We start from the raw sequence: 17592 nt of genomic DNA, 5'->3' as shown, positions 1-17592 counted from the left end.
GTCACCTCCTGCGCGCGGTGAGCACCTTCTGAAGGATGATGAAGACAAGCAGCAGGCCGCCGATGAAGATGCGGGTCCACCACGACGAGAGGGTTCCTTCGAACGTGATGATGGTCTGGATGACGCCCAGCACCAGCACGCCGAGTACCGATCCTAGAACGAAGCCGTAGCCTCCGGCGAGCAGGGTGCCACCGATCACCACCGCAGCGATCGCGTCGAGCTCCGTACCCACCGCCGTCAGCGGGTAGCCCGAGAGCGTGTAGAGGGAGAAGAGCACGCCGGCGAGGCCCGAGCAGAAGCCGCTGACGACGTAGACGATGACCTTCGTGCGCGCCACCGGGAGGCCCATCAGGATGCCCGACTGCTCGCTCCCGCCGAGGGCGTAGACGGTGCGCCCGAACCGGGTGAAGCCGAGCACCCACACGGCGATGACCACAACGACGAGCGCGATCACGACGCTGGGAGTGATGCTGAGGCCTCCGCCGAGTGGGATGCGCGTCACAGCCAGTGCCACGAACGTGGGCTCGTTGATCGAGATCGAGTCCTTCGAGATGACGTAGCAGAGCCCACGGGCGAGGAACATCGCGGCGAGGGTCGCGATGAAGGGCTGCACCTTGAACACATGGATCATGAGGCCGACGAGCAGCCCCAGGAAGCTCGTCAGAACCAGGATCAGGGGAATGACGACGCCCGGGGACCAGCCCGACTGCAGGAGACTGGCCGCGATCATCGTCGACACCGCGACGACGGCCCCGACCGAGAGGTCGATCCCGCCGGTCAGGATGACGAACGTCATGCCCACGGCGAGCACGATCAGGTAGGAGTTGTCGACGAAGAGGTTGAGGAACACCTGGCCGGAGAAGAAGCCCCGGTAGCGGGCGCCGCCGATGAGGAACACCGCGACGAACAGCAGCGCGGTGACCAGCACGGGCCCCGAGCGCGGGCTGGTGAAGATGTCACGCACGCGCCCGATCGGGCTGCGGGGCGGCAGCGGCTTCGGCGGTTCGATGGAAGCGGAACTGCTCGGGCGGTCGAGTGTCGAGGTCATGATGCAGCTGCTTCCTTGACGCGTGAGGTTCGAGCGCTGATGCGGTACCGCAGCCGGCCGACGGCGGCGCTGGTGGCGGGCGACTGCAGGAGGCAGACGGCCGTGACGACGGCTGCCTTGAACACCATGGTCACGATCGGCGGAATGCCGACCGTGTAGACGGTCGTGACGAGGGTCTGGATGACCAGGGCTCCCACCAGCGTTCCCGCCAGCGAGTAGCGGCCACCGGCGAGCGAGGTTCCGCCGATGACGACGGCCAGAATCGCATCGAGCTCGATGAAGAGCCCGGTGTTGTTCGAGTCGGCCGCGGTCTGGTTGGCGGTGAGGATGAGGCCCGCGATGCCGGCGGAGAGCGCGCAAAACGTGTAGACCGCGAACAGCAGAACCCTCGCCCGCACTCCGGCCTGGCGGCTTGCTTCGGGGTTGATGCCGACCGACTCGATGAGCATGCCGAGCGCGGTGCGGCGAGTGAGCAGGGCGGCGACGACGAAGATGGCCGCTCCGATCACGACGGCGACCGGCATCCCGAGCAGGAAGCCGGAACCCAGCGACTTGAACGGCGCGCTGTCGACCGTCAGGATCTGCCCCTCGGTGATCAGCATGGCGACACCGCGCCCCGCCGTCATGAGCACGAGAGTCGCGATGATCGGCTGGATGCCGATCACCGAGACCAGGAATCCGTTCCAGAGCCCGAGCACCAGTGAGGTGACGAGCGCTGCGGCGACGGCCACGATCACCGTTCCCACTGCACCCGGGTCGGGGGAGCCCAGGAGGATCGAACAGGCGACTGCCCCGGATATGGCCGCGACGGCCCCGACCGAGAGGTCGATGCCCCGCGTCGCGATCACCAGGGTCATCCCGATCGCGATGATGAAGGTCGGGGCGCCGTTCCGCAGGATGTCGATGACCGAACCGAACAGGTGGCCGTCGGTGACCGTGATCGACAGGAAGTCCGGAAAGGCGACGACGTTGATCGCGACGAGGATGACGAGCATGACGATCGGCCAGAACAGCCGGCTCGACACGGCGCGGAGAAGGGTCGGGTTCATGAGCTTTCTCCCAGGGGTGCGAGGGGGGCCTCATCGTCGACGGAACCGTCGGCGATGAGGGCGAGCAGGGCGTCGACGGTCAGGCCGTCGTTCTCGAGGTCGGCGACGAGCCGGCGGTCGCGGAGCACGACGACCCGGTGCGAGAGCCGCAGCACCTCTTCGAGTTCGGCCGAGATGAACACGACGCTCATACCGTTCTCTGCGAGGGTGTAGACGAGCTTCTGGATCTCGGCCTTGGCGCCGATGTCGATGCCCCGGGTCGGCTCGTCGAGGATGAGCAGGCGGGGCGCGATCGCGAGCCACCGCGCAAGCAGCACCTTCTGCTGGTTGCCGCCCGAGAGATTGCGCACCAGGGCGTCGGGGTTCGCCGGCCTGATGTTCAGCGTCTGGATGTAGCTCTGCGCGAGTTCTTCGCGGCGCTTCTTCGGAATCGGCCGGAACCAGCCGCGGTCCGCTTGCAGCGCGAGAACGATGTTCTCACGCACGGTCAGATCGTCGATGATGCCCTCGCTCCGCCGGTTCTCCGAGGAGTAGGCGATGCGCCGCGAGATCGCCTGCCGCGGCGAACGGAGTCTCGTGCGGGCCCCGGCAATGTCGAGCTGGCCCGAGTCGGCCCGGTCGATTCCGCCCAGGATACGGGCGAGTTCGGTGCGCCCGGAGCCCAGCAGGCCGGCGAGCCCGATCACCTCGCCCTCGCCGATCACGAGGTCGAACGGTTCGATCGCCCCTTTGCGGCCGAGGCCCTCGGCGCGGGCGTAGTCGGCCGGGCGATCGGCGGTCACCGCGTCGGCATGGGCGCGCTCACCGATCTCGTCGAGCGTGGTGAGCTCCTTGCCGATCATCTTCTGCACCAGGTCGATGCGCAGCAGCTCTGTCGTGAGGTACTCGCCGACGAGCCTGCCGTTCCGCAGAACGGTCAACCGGTTGGTGATCTCGTAGATCTGGTCGAGGAAGTGCGAGACGAACAGAATGGCGACACCGGAGTCGCGGAGGCTCCGGATGACCCGGAAGAGCTCTGCGACCTCGTCCGCATCGAGACTCGAGGTCGGCTCGTCGAGAATGAGCACCTTCGAATCGACGTTGATTGCCCGGGCGATGGCGACGAGCTGCTGGATGGCGAGCGAGTGCGAGCCGAGCAGTGAGCCGGGGTCGATGTCGAGGTTCAGCCCCTCGAGCAGTTCGGCCGCCCGGCGGCGCATGGCGCGGCCGTCGATTCCGCCGAAGCGGCGAGGCTCCCGCCCGAGGAGGATGTTCTCCGCCACCGAGAGGTTCGGCAGCAGATTGACCTCCTGGTACACCGTCGAGATGCCGGCCGCCTGAGCTGCCGCCGGCCCGGTGAAGGAGACGGGCTGGCCATCGACCACGATCGTGCCGCTGTCGATGGGATACACCCCGGTGAGGGCCTTGATCAGGGTCGACTTGCCCGCCCCGTTCTCACCCATCAGCGAGTGCACCTCGCCGGGGAAGAGGCGGAAGCTCACGTCGTCGAGGGCCTTGACCCCGGGGAACAGTATCGAGATCCCCGTCATCTCGACCACAGGCGTGGCTCCGTCGGCGGGAAAGTGCTCGCGCACCTCACGGGTGTCGGTCATCGGTTCTCTCTTCGTTGAGGGTCGGACTGCCGGGAGTGGTGGATGCCCGGGGTTCAGCCGGGCATCCACCACTCACAGGGGGAGGAGTCAGTACTGCCTGGTCGGCAGTGCGGTCACTGCCTGGGCCTGGTCGAACGTCGTCTCTTCGGTGATGATGCGCTTCTCGGGCGTCTTGCCGTCGTTGATCTGCTTGACGATGTCGACGAGCTGCTGGCCGAGCAGCGGCGAGCATTCCACGATGTAGTTGATTTTGCCGTCTGCGAGGGCCTGCATGCCGTCCTTCACCGCGTCGACGCTGACGATCTTGATGTCGACGCCGGGCTTCTTGCCGGCGGCTTCGATCGCCTCGATGGCGCCGAGTGCCATGTCGTCGTTGTGTGCGTAGATGAGGTTGACGTCGGGGTTCGACTTCAACAGCGCCTCGGTGACCTGCTTGCCGCCGGCGCGGGTGAAGTCACCCGTCTGGCTTGCGACGATCTTGAACTTCGCGTCGGAGCCGATCGCATCGGCGAAGCCCTCGGCCCGGTCGATGGCGGGCGCGGCGCCCGTCGTGCCCTCGAGCTGGATGATGTTCACCGGGGTGGTCGAGTCTTTGTAGGAGTCGACGACCCACTGGCCGGCCTTCTTGCCCTCTTCCACGAAGTCCGAGCCGAGAAAGCTCTCGTAGAGCGAGTCGTCCTGGCTGTCGACGGCACGGTCGGTCAGCACGACGGGGATGTTCGCTGCCTTCGCTTCGTTCAGCACGGCATCCCAGCCGGTCTCGACCACCGGCGAGAAGGCGATGACATCCACCTTCTGCTGGATGTACGAGCGGATCGCCTTGATCTGGTTCTCCTGCTTCTGCTGTGCGTCAGAGAACTTGAGCTCGATCCCCGCCTCCTTGAAGGAGTCCTGGATGTTCGTGGTGTTGGCCGTACGCCAGCCGCTCTCTGCGCCGACCTGGGCGAAACCGACGACGAGCTGGTCGACGGGCTTGGGGCCGGATGCGCTGTCACCGCTTGTGGAACCGCCTGCGCAGCCGGCGAGCGTCAGGAGCAACGCTCCGACCGCGGCAATGCTGATGATCTTCTTCATCGTGATGAACCTCTCTGTTCATGGCCCGGCCGCGAGAACACTGGCGCGATGGTGCCGGGAACGGCTTCCACGCTGGAGCCGTGAGGCCATGTTAGGGGCAAAATGTTAGCCTTCACAATTGCGGCCTAATAACGTTTGGGTAACGCCGCACCGCGCCCTGTAGCGCCTGTGGCATCCCGCGTCGTCTGCAATTGTTAGTGCTCACAATGGCGACGAACGGCAGGTCGATGCGAGCTGCCTACCGCCCCAGGTTGATCGCGACGACCAGGGCGACGAAGCAGAGGCCGACGAACCCGACGGTGAGGATCGTGCCCGCGCTCCAGACGGTTCGGAGCCGGCGCCCCGGCGCGGCCACGGTGGGGGTGTGGTCGTCGTGCGGCTTGCCTCCGCCGCGGCTCGGCGCAGACCGCTCATCACGCCACCGAGCCCAGCGCTCGATCCGGTCGTCGAGAGCGTCGACCGCGCCGGCCAGCGCCTGCCACCGCTCCGGCTGGTCGGTGATGAGGTCGCGGGCGCTGAGGAGATACATCCAGTCGTCGACGATCTCGATGTCGAGGCCCCGCAGGTTGTCGACCAGCCGGCCCATCACATCTGGAGTGAACAGGTACAGCGCATCGCGTTCGTAGCCGGCCGGGCAGTACAGCCGGAAGTACCTGTCGAAATCGCCCTCGAGCGACAGCACCTGCGATTCGCGCAACTCTGCAGACGTCTGCAGCGGCCGTTTCGGCCCGTCTTCGGAGCGGAGCAGGATGTTCGGCAGCGCTGTCGGCAGGCGGAGCGCGCAGTACCCGCCGAACGCCGGGGCAGTGTTCGCTGACGTCGCGCGCGCAATCTCGTAGTTCGCGAACTCCAGCCCGCGCTCGCCCGGCGTTCGGAGCACCCGGTAGAGGTTCAGGCTTCCCCGCCGCCGGAACGGAGCATCTCGGCTGGTGCCCGTCGGCCCGGGGCTGTACGACATGCCGTTCGCGGCCGCGAAGCGCGCCAGCCTGTGGTGCACGCGCGGGAGGGGCCGCCGGCGCCGGAGCCGGAACCAGGCCCAGGCGCAGAACACCCAGGAGAATGCCATGAGTGCGCCCATGACGCTCAGCACGACGACGGCCGTCGCGACATCCGTGTCGCCGTCGGCGACCTCGTCTGCGATGCCGAGTCCGACGGCGAGGAGCCCGATCGGAGCGCAGAAGGTCGGCACGGCGAGAGCGATGCGCCGAACGGTGCCGACGACGTCGCGGGCTTCGGGATGGGCGGAGATCAGCTCGCGCCACGATCGTCGAACCTCGCGGCGTCGAATCCTTTCCGTGAGCGCGGTCGTGTCGAGCGGTGTGCGCAGGAGTTCAGCAGGCATCGGTTCCTGTCGGGGCGGCGGCCGCCGCCTCAGACGCCGATGGGGCCTGACCCGGTGCCGTGGTGGACCCCTGCACTGTACTCCGTGGGCGCGCTAGGACAGCTTCGTGAGGTCAGCTCGCACGTCGACGATGGCCTGTCGGATGAGCGCTGCACGTCTCTGCGAGACCGGCGTGCCGGTTCGGCTCTCGGTCGCAGAGTCGAGCGCTTCCTCCAGCCGCTCGAGGTTCGCCAGCGCGGAGGCGTAGTCCTCGTTGGCAGCGGGCTTGATGATGAGCCGAACGGCTCGCCGCAGGGCCTGCGTCGTGCCCGGATTGAGGTCCGGGGGTCGGGGGGTGATGCTGTTCGCCAGGGCTCGGAGGTCTGTGCCCAGCGGCTCGACCACGGCCGGTACAGAAAGGGGGGCAGCCGTAGTCGTGTGGAGTGTCGGTAGGCCGGTGACGAGCACCGACGCGATGCCGAGTGCCGCGACGACCAGAGCCAGAACGAGACCGAGACGGGTCGCAATCACTCGCCGGCGCGGCAGAAGGTGGCCGTTCCCAGGGATCACCGACTCCTCCCGATCGCTCCGCGTCCTCATGCGTGACTACAATAGATGCACTACTGCATGAATATAGCATGCCGAAGAAAGGACACTGTGACCCCGGGAGCTCTCCCCACCTCCGCGATGTCGGTCGAAGCGACGTTGACGGCTTCGCGCGCCCTCCTCGGCGTGGTTGCACGGTCCGTCGCAGGCGCTCTGGCGGTGGTCACCCTGCCGCAGTTCCGCGTTCTGGTCGTGCTCACCGGCTCTGGACCCTTGCGGATCGGCGCTCTCGCAGAGAAGATGGCCGCCCAACAGTCGACCTTCAGCAGAACTGTCGAGCGGATGGTCGCCGGGGGCTGGCTCGAACGGTCCCCGCGCCCCGGGAGCAGGCGCGAGGTGCTCATCGACATCACGCCCCAAGGGCGCGCTCTCGTCGACGAGGTCACGGCGCGGCGACGCGCTGAGCTCGGTCGCATCCTGTCTCACCTCACGACGGAGGAGCAGGCCGCAGTCACGGCGGCCCTTGCGCTGCTCGCGCAGGCCGCCGGTGAGACCCCGGCCGAAGATCTCCTCATTCTCGGGCTCTGACCGCGTCGCGAGGCTGTTGCGGGGGCGGCGACGAGTTACGGGTTCGGGCCGGCTCCGGCACCGGCTCCGGCGCTCGAGGCCAGGCGCCTCAGCTCGGGCAGGGCGCCGGGGTTCAGCCCCGTTGCCTCGTAGCCGTCGATGAGCGCTCGGGCCTCGGCCGCGACCCGCTGTCGGCGGTGGTTCTCGGGGGTCGCTGCGTGGAGTCTGACGGCAAGGCGGAGCGCTGCTTCGACCACCGCGGGGTGATCCACCCCGTACGTGCGCACGCTGCCGAACACGTCACCGATCAGGTCTGAGGCGGCAGGGAGCCGGCGGACCACGAGCACCCGTCCGTCGTCCCCGACGATCTCGTCTCTCGGCGCCGGCCGTGCGTACAGTGGAACGAGGCTCTCGGCCGACAGGTCGAGCGCGCTGACAGCGGTGTAGGGGTCGTTGCTTCCCGACGCGAGACCTCTGACGGCGATCTCCACGAGCTGCTGCAGAGCGAAGCGCACGTCCTGGGTGGGGGTGCGCGCCGACCCCAGAAGGAAGCAGTCGGCGATCTGGATGCGCGCCTTGGCCGCGAGGGAGGGCGACCCGGCGCGGATGAAGATCTGCGCGAGAGCGTCGCCCCGGATGAGGTGACTCCCGGGCATGGCCTCCACCTCGATCATCGCCCCGCTGTTCTCGGCCACGGCGCAGAGCGCGTCGAAATCCACCCGCTGCACATACCCGCCTGTCTCACTCATGATCGCCACAGAGCCGTCAGGCTCGGCCGGCGCCGGCGGCGTCCGGCCCGTCGCCGTGTCGCGGTCGGGGTAGAGAAGGTCGACGGTCGTGGTGAGTTCTCGCTGCACGCGCCGCTGCAGCGTGGTGATCTGCACGGAGTCGGCGATGTGGTGGATGAAGAACACCAGAACGGCGACGTCGAGCACCGCGAGCAGCACAGCGACGTGGATGGCGAGGAGAGGGACGAACGAATCGTTGTCGTCGACCTCCGTGTGCACCGATCGCAGCACGACGAGGGCATACAGGAACGTGGAGGTGAAGACCGCGAGAACGAACTGGTTGGCGCGGTCGGCCATGAAGTTGCGCACCAGCCGGGGCCCGTACGTCGACGATGTCGTCGCGAGCACTGAGATCGTGATGGAGAACGTGGTGCCGGCGACCGTCAGCATCGAGGTGCCGATGATCGACAGGATCGATCGACCTCCGCTGGCGCTCAGGGCGTTGAGGAAGAACAGGGTTCCGGCGTGCCCGCCGATCACCTGTCGATCGACGGTGACGAGCCCTTCCGCAAGGGCGAGCGCCACCAGCCCGCCCACTGCGGGAAGGAACCAGAACGATTCCCTGGCAGACGTCACGGCTCGACGAACGTTCATGCGATGCGCAGGCTGTCGACGAACTCGCCCAGGGTCAGGCCGTAGACGGCTCGGGTCAGCATGCTGAGCTCCTTCTTGGTGCGAAAGCCGCAGGCGCGGGCGAGATCGTCGAGATGCGTGTTCGGGGCGAGCGGGAACTGCCCGAGCAGGGTTCGGAGCCGCGCCGTGACGAGGGCGTCGTCGACCCGCTCGGGGGTCGAGGCGTGTTCTGCAGACGCCGGCGGGTCGTCGCGGTGCGAGTCGTCGTCGGCCCGGACCATCCGCCCGATCAGCCGGGCGATGACGGCCGACGTCGGGGATGCCCTGATGGAGTGATCGTGCCCGGTCCTGGTGAGCAGCAGGAGGTAGTCCAGCGCGGGCTCGCGGCTCACTGTGCTCATGGAGACCGCCGCGAATCGGTGCACGGTGGCCGCGCCGTAGCGCTCGAGGTGGTCGGGGCTCATCCGTATCCGCAGAACGCGGCATTCGGCGGCACACGAGAGAGCCGGCGTGCATCCGTCGGGGATGACACCAGCTGTGCCGGCGACGAACGACAGCCGCCGACCGCCCTCCGTGACATCCATCTTCCCGGAGAGAACGAAGAAGACGCGCACGGAATTCGTCGAGGGCAGACGGGCCGAGGCGGCGTGGTCGGTCGTGAACTCGGCCCCGGAGATGACGAGGTCGTCGATCTCGACCTCACCGAACGTCAGGGCCTGGCCCAGAACGGTGAAGCTCCGGTGAGGTGAGTGCTGGGCGCCCGCGCCGAACGTCAGGGCCTGGCCCAGAACGGTGAAGCTCCGGTGAGGTGAGTGCTGGGCGCCCGCGCCGAACTGGGTGACACCGATCGTTCCGAGCAACTCGATCTCGGAACGTGAACTGATAAGAGACATCAGACCCCTTCGTGCTCCGTCGCCCTCTCAACTTACGGCGGAGACGAGCCGGAGTCCACCGGGCGTGCAGAGTGGGCCGCTCTCAGGGCGCGGCGGCGAGGCCCGTGATCCACCGCTCGGCCTCGGCGAGTTCGGCGGGCTGGATGCCGTGGCCGCCGTCACGCGAGACGCGGGTGACGGCGGCTCCCTGTTCGGCGGCCGTGCGCGCGAGCACGTCGACGCTCGACTGAGGAGCCATCGGGTCGGCCGTGCCGTTCAGCAGCAGCAGGCGCGACCGGCTGAGGTCGCGCGGCAGCGTCCGGTCGCCGAACGGGTACATGCCGGAGAACGCGACGACCGTCGGGACCAGGCGGGGGTGAAGCATGCCGAGCGCCAGCGCCATGTTGGCCCCGTTCGAGAAGCCGGTGGCGACGAGTGGATGCCCGTCGAGACCGTGCCCGTCGAGACCGTGCCCGTCGAGACCGTGCCCGTCGAGACCGTACTCGGCGACCGCCCACCCGACGAACCCGGCGAGCTCATCGGCGCGGCGGATGACATCGTCGACGTCGAAGACGCCCTCCGACGCCCGACGGAACCACCGGCCGGCGCCGTTCTCGGAGACGCGGCCCCGGGGGGAGAGGATTGCGGCACCCGGAGCGATCCGTTCGGCGAGGGCGACGGCATCCGACTCGACACCACCGGTGCCGTGCAGTGCCAGCACGAGCGCGCCGGCCCCGGGGCGGAACAGGTGGGGCCAGTCGGCGTGCGTCGCGCCGTCGGCCGGAGCGCTCATCAGCCGCGCATCCCGCGCGTGCCCGGGTTGTTCTCCGAGGGCAGCTCGATCGGCACGAGGGAGGCCTCGATCTGCTCGCGGTTCGGCTGCAGCCACGGCGGGAGCTGCAGGCTGCGACCCAGCTCGAGGAGCGGCTCGTCGATGTCGAACCCGGGGGTGTCGGTCGCGATCTCGAACAGCACTCCGCCGGGCTCGCGGAAGTAGATCGACGTGAAGTAGTCGCGATCGAGAATCTCGGTGACGGAGTATCCGCGGTCGACGAGCTGTTCCCGCCAGAGCGACTGGGTGTCGCGGTCGGGAACGCGGAAGGCGATGTGGTGAACCGTACCGCCGGCCGAGAGTCCCGGGTCGGCAGACGGATCGGCGATCACGTCGACGAGGTGCCCCGCCCCGCCCGGGCCCGCCGCGAAGCGCAGCCGATCCTCCGTCTCGGAGACGAGGTGCAGGCCCAGGTCTTCGGTGAGTGTGCGGGCGGTGCCCACGGGATCGTTCACGGTCAGAACGGAGGAGTGCTGGCCGCGAACGGCGAACTCGGCGGGAACCGACTCCGAATCCCAGGGGGCACGGGGGTCGGTGATGCTGGAGGAGACGAGATCGAGCTGCAGGCCATCCGGGTCACGAAGACTCAGCCGCTCTTCGTCGGAGGAGAGAGAGGTCGTTGCCGAGTCGACCCCCAGATCGGCGAAATGCTGCTTCCACCAGCCCAGGCTCCCGGCCGGCACCGAGAACGCCGTCGTGGTCGACTGGCCCGCTCCGATGCGGCCCTGGTGCACGCCGGGCCAGGGAAAGAAGGTCATCAGCGAACCCGGGCTGCCCGCCTCGTCGCCGTAGTACAGATGATAGGTACCGGGGCTGTCGAAGTTGACCGTTCTCTTCACGAGGCGGAGGCCCAGCCCCGTGATGTAGAAATCGATGTTGCGCTGCGGCGCCCCACCGATGGCGGTGACGTGGTGGAGCCCCGAAGTCTGGGCGGGCATGACGCTTCTTTCTGGGAGGTGGATCGGGTCGGAGGGGTTCGGGGTGGAGTGGGTCGGGGCTGAGTGCCTCGGGGTCAGCCGCGCAGCGGCTTGAGCGCGCCCGCCCAGGCCTCGACCTGCTCGAAGAGCGTGACGGCCGAGTCGTCGTGCTGCGCGCCGGGGGCGAACGTGCTGAAGTTCTCGAAGTCGGTGAAGAGCGAGAAGCTGAGCTGCTGGCGAACGGTGGCGATCTGCAGCTCGGCGCTGATTCCGCGCAGGTGTTCGATGGCCCGCGCGCCGCCGAGGCTGCCGTAGCTGACGAAGCCCGCCGCTTTGTTGTTCCACTCCGCGTAGAGGTAGTCGATGGCGTTCTTCAGCACGCCCGAGGTGGAGTGGTTGTACTCCGGCGTGACGAAGATGAAGCCGTCGAAGCCGGCGATGGTGGCCGCCCACTTCTTCGTGTGCTCGTTCGCGTACTGGCCGTAGGCGGGCGGCATGGCCTCATCGAGGTGCGGCAGGGGGAAGTCGGCGAGGTCGACGAGTTCGTAGCTGGCCGAGCGGTCGGCGGCCTTCGCGAGTACCCAGTCGGCCACGCCCTTGCCGTTGCGGCCGGGGCGGGTGCTGCCGATGATGATGGCGATACGGAGATCAGACATGGGTGTTCTTCCTGTTGGGTGGAGCGTGAGTGTCGGGTGGGGAATGAACGTCGGGTGGGTGACGGGCTGCGGGTCGGGATCGGCGGGCGGCCGACTCCGGGATATTCACCGCTCGTACCAGTATTGCATACAAACGCATGGATTTCACCGGGTGTTGCGATCGCAGCCAGTGGACGCGCGTGAACCGCGGGGATGTTCGGCAAATGTCGGAAGCGCGGGGCGTGCGCCGACGTTAGATTGGTGCCACATCTGACGACGGAGGTTTTGACATGTCATTCGTGACCACAGAAGACGGCACCGAGATCTACTACAAGGACTGGGGCAGCCACGACGCCCAGCCCATCATGTTCCACCACGGCTGGCCGCTCTCGGCCGACGACTGGGATGCCCAGATGCTCTTCTTCCTGTCGAGGGGGTACCGTGTCATCGCGAGCGACCGCCGCGGGCACGGGAGGTCGTCGCAGACCAGCGTCGGCCACGACATGGACCACTACGCCAGCGACGCCGACGCGGTCGTGCAGCACCTCGACCTGAAGAACGCCATCCACATCGGTCACTCGACCGGCGGCGGCCAGGTCGCTCGCTACGTCGCGCAGTACGGCGAGCCGCAGGGCCGCGTCGCGAAGGCGATCCTCGTCTCCTCCGTGCCCCCGCTGATGGTGCAGACCGAGGCGAACCCCGACGGAACGCCGATGTCGGTCTTCGACGGATTCCGCAGCGCCCTCGCCGCGAACCGCTCCGAGTTCTTCCAGGCGGTCGCCGAGGGCCCGTTCTACGGGTTCAACCGTGACGGCGTCACCCCCTCCGCACCGGTCATCGCGAACTGGTGGCGGCAGGGCATGATGGGCAGCGCGCTGGCGCACTACGAGGGCATCGCGGCGTTCTCCGAGACCGACCAGACCGACGACCTCAAGTCGATCTCGGTTCCGGTTCTCGTCACCCAGGGTGATGACGACCAGGTCGTGCCCTACAAGGATGCGTCACTCAAGCAGCACGAACTGCTCAGCAACTCGACGCTGAAGATCTACGAGGGCTACCCGCACGGCATGCTCACGACGCACGCCGACGTGATCAACCCCGACCTGCTGGCGTTCATCCAGCAGTGACCCGCCGGCCGCCCGGCCACCGGGCGGCCAGACCAACCCCAGAACCCCTGGGGCCGGCATCCCGCCCGGCCTCAGGGGTTCTCTTCGTGCTTCACCGACACGCAGGCGCCGGTGAACCGCAGCGCCACGCGCTCGCCGGGGGCAGTTCGAAGGCCCACCGCGTGCTGCACGGCGAGCAGCGTGTCGTCGGGCAGCCGCACGGTCGAGCGGCGGAGAGAGCCGAGGAAGCTCGTCGACACGACCACGCCGGCGAGGGCGCCCTCCGACACGATCTCGACGTCTTCGGGTCGGAGCGCTACCGTGACCGGCCCGGGAGCGACGGTGGGGTCGAGCAGGGGCAGCTCGACCCCGTACACCTCGACGAAGCCTCCGCGAACGGTTCCGGGCAGGCGGTTGCTCAGCCCGATGAATTCCGCGACGAAGGGGGTCTGCGGCTGGGTGTAGAGCGCCTCGGGTGTTCCGATCTGCTCGATGCGGCCGGCGCGCATCACGGCCACGCGGTCGGCGACGGCCAGCGCCTCCTCCTGGTCGTGCGTGACGAACAGGGTGGTGATGCCGAGTTCGGTCTGGATGCGCCGGATCTCCTCCCGCAACTGCACCCGCACCTTGGCGTCGAGGGCGGAGAGCGGCTCGTCCAGCAGAAGCACGCGGGGCCGCGTGACGAGGGCGCGGGCCAGCGCGACCCGCTGCTGCTGCCCACCCGACAGCTGGTGGGCGAACCTGCTGCCGAACCCGCCGAGGCCGACCATCTCGAGAGCCCCGAGCGCTCTCTCACGCCGTTCGCCTGCGGGAACCCGGCGCATCCGCAGACCGAACTCGACGTTCGCCTGCGCGTCGAGGTGGGGGAAGAGCGAGTACGACTGGAAGACCATGCCGAGGTCGCGCTTGTTGGTCGGCTGGTCGGTGACGTCGCGCCCGTCGATCGAGATGCTCCCGCTGGTGACGGCCTCGAGGCCGGCGACCGTGCGGAGGGCCGTGGTCTTGCCGCAGCCCGACGGGCCGAGCAGGGCGACGAACTCGCCCGGCCGGGCGTGCAGGCTGAGAGTGTCGAGCGCGGGCGCGCCTGTGCCGTAGTTCTTCACGACCTCCGTGAGTTCGACGGTGGCGCCGCGGGATGTCGCATCCATCGGTCTAGGCCTTTCTCCGGCGCGAGCCGACAGTGCTGAGCCGCCCGATGAGCAGCAGCAGAACGAACGCGAAGGCGAGCGCCAACAGCGAGAAGATGACAGCGACGTAGGGGTCGCTCTTCGAGATCAGCACCAGTGCCGTCTGCAGGTTGACCCGGTTCAGCAGGGAGGCGATGGTGAACTCGCCGAGCACGACGGCGATCGAGATGAACGCGGCGGCCAGGATGCCCCGTCGGAGGTTCGGCAGGATGACGCGGAGGAGTACCGTCGCCCAGCCGGCCCCGAGGGAGCGGGCGGCTTCGCTGAGGGTGACGACATCGACGGTGCCGAGGTTCGCCTGGATCGCTCGGTAGGCATAGGGCAGCACGGTGATGCCGTAGGCGAAGCCGAGCGACCAGATCGAACTGCCCGCGACCTTCACGACCACGCTGTACACGGGAACCAGCCCGACGACGAGCACGATGGCCGGCACGGTGATGGGCACGATGCAGATGAACTCGAGCACCCGTCGGAGGCGGGGGAACCGCAGTTCGACGAGGATCATGGTCGGCAGCAGCACCACGAGCACCAGCAGCACGGTCACGACGACGAGCACGCCCGAGTTCGCGAGGGCCGTCGCCAGCGGTGCGTACTTCGCGTTCACGGCCGGGTTCGCCAGGTTCGTCCAGTGGGTGAGCGTGTACGAACCCGAGAGCCCATCCCTGAAGGTGAACTCGATCATCGCGAGGATCGGCACCGCGAACAGCAGCCCGACGAGGCTCAGGATGATCGTGCGGGCCGTTCGCGACGGCGTGGCCCCGAGGCGCGGTGAGCTCATCGCTGCCACCTCGCCGTCTTCGACTGCAGCAGCGAATAGCCGAACATGACGACGACCATGACCACGATCATCCCGAGGGCCAGAGCGCCCGCCAGGTTCGAGCGCCCGAGCACGGTCTCGCTGATCAGGGCCGAACGGATCTGCAGGGGCACGATCTGCGACCCCTGGCTGATCAGGGCGGCGGCCGTGGCGTACGACGAGAAGGCGTTGGCGAACAGCAGCAGCAGGCTGCCGAAGAAGGAGGGGGCGAGGATCGGGCCGGCCACCCGCACCCAGAAGGTGAGGCGGCTGCCGCCGAGCGTGGCGTTGGCCTCCGCCCACTGTGGCTTCAGCCCCTCGAGCGCGGGGAGGAAGGTGATGACCATGAGCGGAACCTGGAAGTAGAGGTAGGGCAGCAGCAGGCCCGGCACCTGGTAGAGCCAGACGCCGTCGGCGTAGAGGTCGACTCCGAGGTTCTTCAGGGTGACCGTGATGATGCCCTGTACGCCGATGGTCGCGATGAAGGCGAAGGCGAGCATCACCCCGCCGAACTGGGCGAGCACGCTCGAAGCGGAGTTGATGCTCTGGCGCAGGGCGCCCTCGGGGCGCGTGCCGAGCAGTGCGTAACAGACCAGTGCGCCCACGACGGCGCCGACGACTGCCGTCACGCCCGACACCCAGAACGAGCTGAGGAACGTCGAGAGCACCTGGGGGGTGAAGAGGGCGCTCACGTTGTCGAGGGTGAAGCCGCCCTTCTTGTCGAAGAAGCCGGTCGTGACGGCCAGCACCGTCGGAACGGCGAGGAAGAGCAGAACGTAGAGCGCGAACGGGGTGAGCCCCAGCACGGCGAGGTTCGGGCGACGCCGCCGGGCTGGGGCGGTCATCACTGGATCGCCGCAGCCCAGTTGGTCGACAGGAGGGTGGCGGCTGCCGTGCTCTGCTCCGAGGTCGGCGAGACGAAGTTCTCGGGCATCTTTCCGACGGCGGCGACGGCTGCGGCATCGGTGGTGCCGGCCGCGTCCATCGCGCCGAGCAGAACCGGGAAGGCTCCGGCGGCGAGGTAGAGGTTCTGGGCCTCGGGGCTGTAGAGGAACTCCTGCCAGAGACGGGCCGCGGCGGGGTGCGGGGCATCCGCGTTGATGGCCTGGTTGTAGTAGCTGCCGTAGGCGGTGCCGGGAAGGATGGTCGTCTTCCAGCCGGGCGTCGCGGCCGCTGCGGCGAGGTTGTTGTAGCTCCAGTCGAAGACGACGGCGGTCTCGCCCGAGGCGATCGTGGCCGGCGTCGGGTCGACCGTGAGGAAGTTGCCCGCCTTGTTCAGCTTCTGGAAGAAGTCGATACCCGGCTGGAAGTCGTCGAGCGACCCGCCGGACTGCACCGCAGCGAGACCGACGGCAGCGAACGCTGCACCGGCCTGGGTCGGGTCGCCGTTGATCGCGACCTTGCCCTTGTAGTCGCCGCCGAGCAGATCGTCGAGCTTAGCCGGAGCCGTCTTGATGACGTTCGAGTTGTACCCGATCGACATGAGGCCGGTGTAGTCGTTGACCCAGAGACCGGTCGACTCCTTGTTCTCGTCGGGGATGTCGCCCCACGAGGTGACCTTGTAGGGGGCGAACTTGTCGGTGTTGGCCAACGCGACCGCCGCACCGATGTCGAAGACGTCGGGCGCCGTGTCCTGCCCCGCGAGGCTGGTGGCCGCGGTGATCTCCTCGGCGCTCGACGCGTCAGGGCTCGCCGAGTTGACGGTGATGCCGTACTTGGCCTTGAACGCCTCGATGATCTTGCCGTAGTTCGCCCAGTCGTCGGGCAGCGCGATGACGTTCAGCGAGCCCTCCGCTTTGGCTGCCTCGACAAGCGCGTCCATGCCGCCGAAAGCGCTGGCGTCGGTGGCGGACTTCGCGTCGACGCCCGACGCGGCCGTGCCGCTGCCGGTGCTGCCGGAGCTGGGCGACGAGCAGGCGGTCAGCGCGAGCGCTGCGACCGCGAGTGCGGCGACACCCATCGTGGTTCGGCGGGTGCTGCTTCGAAATGTGAACAAGACGTCCTCCGGTACATCGCTGGTGGTGCCCGCGTTCGGGTGCGGGCGGCTGAACCACCGGGGCGACAGAGTCACGGTAGGGGGCGACCGGGTCGCGGGGTGTTCCGGCGCGAAGACGCGAGGTGAAGAGCGGGTGAACGGCTGACGGGCGCTGCCGGTCTGGTGCCGCTGGCCCTGTGGCGCTGTGTTTGAGGCGCTCTGCTCAGGCGCCGGCCGCGGTCACGAACCGGCGGTCGAGAAAGTCGGTGGCGCCGGCGATCGTCACGCGCTGCCGGCCGAGGTCGAACGCCACGGCAGCCCACCGCCCGAGCGGATCGTCGATACGCAGCACCGGCACCGTTCCGTCGCCCAGGAAGATGCGGTCGTGCCGCCGCCGCATGTCCGACACCCAGTGCGTGGTGCGGAGCAGCTGCTCATCCCACTCGGCCGTGTCACCGCCGCGCTGGGGCACCGGAACCACGAGTGCGTCGTTCCTGACGAGGTAGCTGACCGCGTGCTCGGTGAGCGGCGAGCGTGCGGCGTCGTTGTGTGCCGGGTCGGTGTGCGCTGGGTCGATGTGGGCCGGGTCGGTGTAGGCAGGGCCGATGCTCGCCGCATCCGCGCGTGCGGTTCCGGATGCCGCGGCCCACCCCGTGCGGATCGACGCCGACACCGGCCGGCGCCCACCCGCCCTCCCGCAGGCGGGGAAGACCT

Annotated in this window: 18 protein-coding genes; 2 read left to right on the top strand and 16 right to left on the bottom strand. The window is 68.3% G+C overall.

Features of this window, described 5'->3' with window-relative positions:
• Position 1: 1 nt before the first annotated feature.
• From yjfF to C5B96_RS12725, 6 genes are all read right to left on the bottom strand, one after another.
• Positions 2-1048 (bottom strand): galactofuranose ABC transporter, permease protein YjfF, encoded by a 1047-nt coding sequence (gene yjfF, locus C5B96_RS12750; RefSeq protein ID WP_104245743.1) that lies wholly within the window; start codon positions 1046-1048, stop codon positions 2-4.
• A complete protein-coding gene (locus tag C5B96_RS12745) occupies positions 1045-2097 on the bottom strand; it encodes an ABC transporter permease (protein WP_104245742.1) in 1053 nt (350 codons plus the stop codon). Before C5B96_RS12745 ends, yjfF begins: the two co-directional genes overlap by 4 nt.
• The gene (locus C5B96_RS12740; protein WP_104245741.1) at positions 2094-3689 is read right to left on the bottom strand and encodes a sugar ABC transporter ATP-binding protein; all 1596 of its coding nucleotides are present in this window, start codon (positions 3687-3689) and stop codon (positions 2094-2096) included. Before C5B96_RS12740 ends, C5B96_RS12745 begins: the two co-directional genes overlap by 4 nt.
• Positions 3690-3776: 87 nt before the next feature.
• On the bottom strand, positions 3777-4763 hold the full coding sequence (locus C5B96_RS12735) for an ABC transporter substrate-binding protein (RefSeq protein WP_104245740.1): 987 nt from the start codon (positions 4761-4763) through the stop codon (positions 3777-3779).
• 238 nt (positions 4764-5001) lie between these two features.
• Positions 5002-6105, bottom strand: a complete 1104-nt coding sequence (locus tag C5B96_RS12730; RefSeq protein WP_104245739.1) for a hypothetical protein — start codon at positions 6103-6105, stop codon at positions 5002-5004.
• 93 nt (positions 6106-6198) lie between these two features.
• The gene (locus C5B96_RS12725) at positions 6199-6615 is read right to left on the bottom strand and encodes a hypothetical protein (protein WP_104245738.1); all 417 of its coding nucleotides are present in this window, start codon (positions 6613-6615) and stop codon (positions 6199-6201) included.
• 126 nt (positions 6616-6741) lie between these two features.
• Here C5B96_RS12725 and C5B96_RS12720 point away from each other — a divergent pair, with 126 nt between their 5' ends.
• Positions 6742-7218 carry a MarR family winged helix-turn-helix transcriptional regulator gene (locus tag C5B96_RS12720; RefSeq protein WP_158507182.1) on the top strand — a complete coding sequence of 159 codons (477 nt, stop codon included), beginning with the start codon at positions 6742-6744 and terminating at the stop codon, positions 7216-7218.
• A 35-nt stretch (positions 7219-7253) separates the two neighbouring features.
• Here the strand turns inward: C5B96_RS12720 and C5B96_RS12715 are convergent, their stop codons facing one another.
• The 5 genes from C5B96_RS12715 to C5B96_RS12695 form a co-directional block, all read right to left on the bottom strand.
• Positions 7254-8579, bottom strand: coding sequence for a DUF2254 domain-containing protein (locus C5B96_RS12715; RefSeq protein ID WP_158507181.1), 1326 nt, complete (start codon positions 8577-8579; stop codon positions 7254-7256).
• The gene (locus C5B96_RS17420; RefSeq protein WP_158507180.1) at positions 8576-9451 is read right to left on the bottom strand and encodes a hypothetical protein; all 876 of its coding nucleotides are present in this window, start codon (positions 9449-9451) and stop codon (positions 8576-8578) included. Before C5B96_RS17420 ends, C5B96_RS12715 begins: the two co-directional genes overlap by 4 nt.
• A gap of 82 nt (positions 9452-9533) precedes the next feature.
• Positions 9534-10223, bottom strand: coding sequence for an alpha/beta hydrolase (locus tag C5B96_RS17170; RefSeq protein ID WP_146078171.1), 690 nt, complete (start codon positions 10221-10223; stop codon positions 9534-9536).
• Positions 10223-11200: a ring-cleaving dioxygenase gene (locus tag C5B96_RS12700; RefSeq protein ID WP_104245733.1), complete on the bottom strand. Its 978-nt coding sequence runs from the start codon at positions 11198-11200 to the stop codon at positions 10223-10225. Before C5B96_RS12700 ends, C5B96_RS17170 begins: the two co-directional genes overlap by 1 nt.
• Positions 11201-11274: 74 nt before the next feature.
• Entirely contained in the window at positions 11275-11835 is a 561-nt protein-coding gene (locus C5B96_RS12695) for an NADPH-dependent FMN reductase (protein ID WP_104245732.1), read from the bottom strand.
• A 269-nt stretch (positions 11836-12104) separates the two neighbouring features.
• On the opposite strand from C5B96_RS12695, the gene C5B96_RS12690 reads away from it, so the two are divergent.
• On the top strand, positions 12105-12941 hold the full coding sequence (locus C5B96_RS12690) for an alpha/beta fold hydrolase (protein ID WP_104245731.1): 837 nt from the start codon (positions 12105-12107) through the stop codon (positions 12939-12941).
• A 71-nt stretch (positions 12942-13012) separates the two neighbouring features.
• Here C5B96_RS12690 and C5B96_RS12685 read toward each other — a convergent pair whose 3' ends face one another.
• The 5 genes from C5B96_RS12685 to C5B96_RS17415 form a co-directional block, all read right to left on the bottom strand.
• On the bottom strand, positions 13013-14068 hold the full coding sequence (locus C5B96_RS12685) for an ABC transporter ATP-binding protein (RefSeq protein ID WP_104245730.1): 1056 nt from the start codon (positions 14066-14068) through the stop codon (positions 13013-13015).
• 4 nt (positions 14069-14072) lie between these two features.
• Positions 14073-14885 carry an ABC transporter permease gene (locus C5B96_RS12680; protein WP_104245757.1) on the bottom strand — a complete coding sequence of 271 codons (813 nt, stop codon included), beginning with the start codon at positions 14883-14885 and terminating at the stop codon, positions 14073-14075.
• Positions 14882-15748, bottom strand: coding sequence for an ABC transporter permease subunit (locus tag C5B96_RS12675; RefSeq protein ID WP_104245729.1), 867 nt, complete (start codon positions 15746-15748; stop codon positions 14882-14884). Before C5B96_RS12675 ends, C5B96_RS12680 begins: the two co-directional genes overlap by 4 nt.
• A complete protein-coding gene (locus C5B96_RS12670; RefSeq protein ID WP_104245728.1) occupies positions 15748-16863 on the bottom strand; it encodes an ABC transporter substrate-binding protein in 1116 nt (371 codons plus the stop codon). The genes C5B96_RS12675 and C5B96_RS12670 overlap by 1 nt, the downstream gene beginning before the upstream one ends.
• Before the next feature lie 238 nt (positions 16864-17101).
• A partial coding sequence (locus C5B96_RS17415; RefSeq protein WP_199176648.1) for a hypothetical protein occupies positions 17102-17592 on the bottom strand: 491 nt, incomplete at its 5' end.

Source organism: Subtercola sp. Z020, assembly GCF_002931235.1.
Lineage (GTDB): Bacteria > Actinomycetota > Actinomycetes > Actinomycetales > Microbacteriaceae > Subtercola.
This window is presented reverse-complemented; position numbering and strand designations above follow the sequence as displayed.

Bases quoted from the DNA above. Each gene is read 5' to 3' on its own strand.
- C5B96_RS17170 (WP_146078171.1), bottom strand. From the start codon at position 10,223: ATGAGCGCTCCGGCCGACGGCGCGACGCACGCCGACTGGCCCCACCTG.
- C5B96_RS12745 (WP_104245742.1), bottom strand. From the start codon at position 2,097: ATGAACCCGACCCTTCTCCGCGCCGTGTCGAGCCGGCTGTTCTGGCCG.
- C5B96_RS17420 (WP_158507180.1), bottom strand. From the start codon at position 9,451: ATGTCTCTTATCAGTTCACGTTCCGAGATCGAGTTGCTCGGAACGATC.
- C5B96_RS12695 (WP_104245732.1), bottom strand. From the start codon at position 11,835: ATGTCTGATCTCCGTATCGCCATCATCATCGGCAGCACCCGCCCCGGC.
- C5B96_RS12700 (WP_104245733.1), bottom strand. From the start codon at position 11,200: ATGCCCGCCCAGACTTCGGGGCTCCACCACGTCACCGCCATCGGTGGG.
- C5B96_RS12690 (WP_104245731.1), top strand. From the start codon at position 12,105: ATGTCATTCGTGACCACAGAAGACGGCACCGAGATCTACTACAAGGAC.
- C5B96_RS12740 (WP_104245741.1), bottom strand. From the start codon at position 3,689: ATGACCGACACCCGTGAGGTGCGCGAGCACTTTCCCGCCGACGGAGCC.
- yjfF (WP_104245743.1), bottom strand. From the start codon at position 1,048: ATGACCTCGACACTCGACCGCCCGAGCAGTTCCGCTTCCATCGAACCG.
- C5B96_RS12685 (WP_104245730.1), bottom strand. From the start codon at position 14,068: ATGGATGCGACATCCCGCGGCGCCACCGTCGAACTCACGGAGGTCGTG.
- C5B96_RS12735 (WP_104245740.1), bottom strand. From the start codon at position 4,763: ATGAAGAAGATCATCAGCATTGCCGCGGTCGGAGCGTTGCTCCTGACG.
- C5B96_RS12730 (WP_104245739.1), bottom strand. From the start codon at position 6,105: ATGCCTGCTGAACTCCTGCGCACACCGCTCGACACGACCGCGCTCACG.
- C5B96_RS12715 (WP_158507181.1), bottom strand. From the start codon at position 8,579: ATGAACGTTCGTCGAGCCGTGACGTCTGCCAGGGAATCGTTCTGGTTC.
- C5B96_RS12670 (WP_104245728.1), bottom strand. From the start codon at position 16,863: ATGGGTGTCGCCGCACTCGCGGTCGCAGCGCTCGCGCTGACCGCCTGC.
- C5B96_RS12675 (WP_104245729.1), bottom strand. From the start codon at position 15,748: ATGACCGCCCCAGCCCGGCGGCGTCGCCCGAACCTCGCCGTGCTGGGG.
- C5B96_RS12680 (WP_104245757.1), bottom strand. From the start codon at position 14,885: ATGAGCTCACCGCGCCTCGGGGCCACGCCGTCGCGAACGGCCCGCACG.